This window comes from Secundilactobacillus collinoides DSM 20515 = JCM 1123, assembly GCF_001435975.1.
Taxonomy (GTDB): domain Bacteria; phylum Bacillota; class Bacilli; order Lactobacillales; family Lactobacillaceae; genus Secundilactobacillus; species Secundilactobacillus collinoides.
The window spans coordinates 1-3,117 of sequence record NZ_AYYR01000050.1 but is presented as its reverse complement, the minus strand read 5'-3'; the positions used below and the strand labels follow the sequence as shown (position 1 = coordinate 3,117).

3 protein-coding genes are annotated in these 3,117 nt (G+C 48.8%); 1 reads left to right on the top strand and 2 read right to left on the bottom strand.

Translation table 11 applies throughout. From position 1 onward, the window contains the following. Nucleotides 1-85: 85 nt before the first annotated feature. Nucleotides 86-583, bottom strand: coding sequence for a prolyl-tRNA synthetase associated domain-containing protein (locus tag FC82_RS08670; RefSeq protein ID WP_054761591.1), 498 nt, complete (start codon nucleotides 581-583; stop codon nucleotides 86-88). 114 nt (nucleotides 584-697) lie between these two features. After that, nucleotides 698-1,204 (bottom strand): transcription repressor NadR, encoded by a 507-nt coding sequence (locus FC82_RS08665; protein ID WP_054761592.1) that lies wholly within the window; start codon nucleotides 1,202-1,204, stop codon nucleotides 698-700. Nucleotides 1,205-1,337: 133 nt separating this feature from the next. Between FC82_RS08665 and FC82_RS08660 the strand changes: the two genes are divergently transcribed. After that, nucleotides 1,338-2,756, top strand: coding sequence for a nicotinate phosphoribosyltransferase (locus tag FC82_RS08660; protein WP_191982805.1), 1,419 nt, complete (start codon nucleotides 1,338-1,340; stop codon nucleotides 2,754-2,756). The last annotated feature ends 361 nt before the right edge of the window (nucleotides 2,757-3,117 follow it).

Below are 3,117 nucleotides of genomic sequence, written 5' to 3'. Positions count from 1 at the left end.
AGCGACTCTGGGCACAAAAGTCAGACCCGGACTTTTCTGCCCAGAGTCGCTTCTGCTCCGCCCTCAAAACGCCTTGCTCCACTCTCTAGTCCTCTTCCAAATCCAAAATCTCCGGCTCGTAGCCCTGTGCCTTAACGAATGCCAAGACATCGTTGCTTGCCACAAAGATGGTGTGCGTGTTTTCGTTTGGGTGGAAGCTCATCCGGGCTTCTGACAAGATTGCCTTGTCAAAGTATACTTTGACGTCCCGTTCTTGGTTATTAATCAGGCCAAAAATCGAGACGATGCCTGGTGCCAACCCCAGCTTTTCCTTTAAGGCTTCAGATGAGGCCATTTTGACCCTTTTAGCTCCCGTCAGATCCTGAAACTCGTGGAAGTCTAAACGTTTTGCGTCATCCATCACCAATAGATAAAAACTCGTCTTTTTCTTGTTAGTCATGAACATCGTTTTCGTCCGGACGCCTTCAATACCTTCAATGTACGCGTCTGCTTCCTCGGTCGTTTCAGCTGCCGGATGACTCACTAACTGATATTGAATGCCCAGCCCATCCAAGGTGCTGGTAACAAGGGTTAATTGATCCATCAACTCATATCCTTTCTGATACCGTAACTGTTCTAAACATAATTATACCCGAATCCATAATGATTAGGGGCAATTGTTTTAAAACGGTCACGTGTACAAATGGTGACAAGACACTTATTCATACAGATACCCGGCCTCTCGCAGAGTCGCCTGAATGGCCGCCAATTGTTCCGGCTTTTCATAAGCAATCGTGTGGGTGTGGACCCCGTCAGTCAATTCTGACAGCAGGTGTCCCCGCTGTTCTTTGAGTTTAGCGATAAACAGATTCACATCGGCCACCGTTTTAATTTGGAGCATGCCCTTTAATTGGCCGTACAGCGGATGGGTCACTACCACGTCAATGATGGTGCCGCCTGCTTTAACGATGCGGGTCATTTCATCGGCTGTATCGCTTGGAAAATGCCGGCAAACGAGAATGGCTTTGTGCTGGTACTGCTCTTCATATTCGTAACCCTTTAAGGTGGCCACGATTGCTTCACCCTCCGCCCGCAGCAGGGCCACGTCACCCACCACCGTCTGGCGGCTGACGTGGAGTTGTTTGGCCAGTTGACTGGCACTGATTGGCTTGGTACTGGTGGTTAATACGGCCTGAATGCGAGACCGTCGTGCTAAACTATCCATTTCATCGCGTCCTTTTTCTTATTAAATTTAGTCTATCACATCGTGTCAGTCGTGACAGGACAAATTTTGTGTTAGAATAGCACTAATCTTTCAGGTGTCAAGACACCTTTCCTACAAAATAGAACGGACGATGATCATGCGTAATCTATCCCTATTAACAGACCTCTATGAATACTCAATGACAAACGGCTTTGATGCCGAACTACCAAACACGCGCGCTACCTTTGATGTGTTCTACCGTAAAGTCCCTGACCAAGGCAGTTTTGTGATTGCTGCCGGGCTGCAGCAAATCGTTGACCAACTTGCTCATTTCCACTTTGATGAGAGCGACTTAACCTATTTTCGAAGCCTACATTTGTGGCGCGACGCTTTTATCGCTCACCTTGCCAACCTAACGCTTGATTGCCATATCCACGCGGTTGCGGAAGGTACACCGGTCTTTCCACGGGAACCCCTGATCACGGTTGAAGGGCCGATTGCACAAGCCCAAATGCTGGAAACTTTGATTCTTAACATTCTCAACCACCAGTCACTGATTGCCACAAAAACCCGTCGAATGGTCTTTGCTGCTAAGGGCCGGCCAATCATGGAATTCGGTGCACGGCGGGCGCAAGGCCCCGACAGTGCCATCTATGGTGCCCGGGCATCCGTTATCGGCGGCGCTGCCAGCACCTCGAACGTCCTAGCTGCCAAACTGTTCAACATTCCAGCAGCCGGGACGATGGCCCATAGCTGGATCGAAGCCTTTCCTGATGAACTGACCGCGTTTCGAAAATGGGCTGCGCTCTATCCTGACAACAGCGCGCTGTTAGTGGATACCTACGATGTTTTGACTTCGGGTGTGCCAAACGCCATCACCGTTTTCAAAGAACTGCGGGCGGCGGGTCACCAGCCAGTCGGCATCCGAATTGATTCCGGCGACATCGCCACCCTCGCGCGGGATGCACGTAAATTATTGGACGCTGCCGGTTTTCCGGAAACTAAAATCACCATCTCAAACGCTTTGGATGAAGCTGTTATCACATCGCTGCTGGATCAAGGCGCTCCAATCGATAACTTCGACATCGGCGAAAAGCTCATCACCAGCGCCTCAGCACCGGTTCTGAGCGGCGTGTATAAACTCGCTGCTATTGAAACAGACGGTCACGTTATTCCAAAAATCAAAATCAGTGATAGCCGTGAAAAGGTCACGATTCCCGGTAAAAAACAAGTGTATCGATTATATCGAAAAGGCACGCGCAAGGCTTTTGCAGACGTGATTGCAGGCAGTGATGAAACGATTGCCGATGAAATCGCCGTTGTGGACAGCAATCCGCTGAGTGTCAATCGTGTCCATCATCTTAAAAACTTTGATGCAGAACCCATTTTGTTGGACACGCCACTGGTTCCCGCACAAATTCCAAACAACGTTCATACAATTTATCACTACGCGCAACAACGTTTAGCGGAATTGCCGGCTGCCACGCAGCGCTTGATCAACCCTGACCTCTACCACGTTTACATGACAACGACACTGGCTGACCTTCAGCATGCTTTGATAAACCAACTTTAACGCATTACTGTCAGACGCCAGTTTGCTGTGAGCGTAACCACAGTTTTCTGTTGTCAAATGTGCCTGCCATGACGTGCGAATGTGTAATCGCGGCTGAACTGCTGCATTGTCGGCCATTCGGTTCAAGTGACACATTGACTTTGATCAGGCTTTTAATCCTATGCCCTAAACCAGAATGTCCTGACTGACCATCACAAAATCAAGTGTTGCTCACTTTGATTGCATTACTATTCACATCAGTCTAAAATTAAATTAACAGAAAGTAAGCGCTACAGATTTCTGTGGCGCTTTTAGTGATGATTTAATTTCCCGGAATGTCAACTCAAGTGCAACAACCATGGAGCCAGGCCGTGAGCTAGCT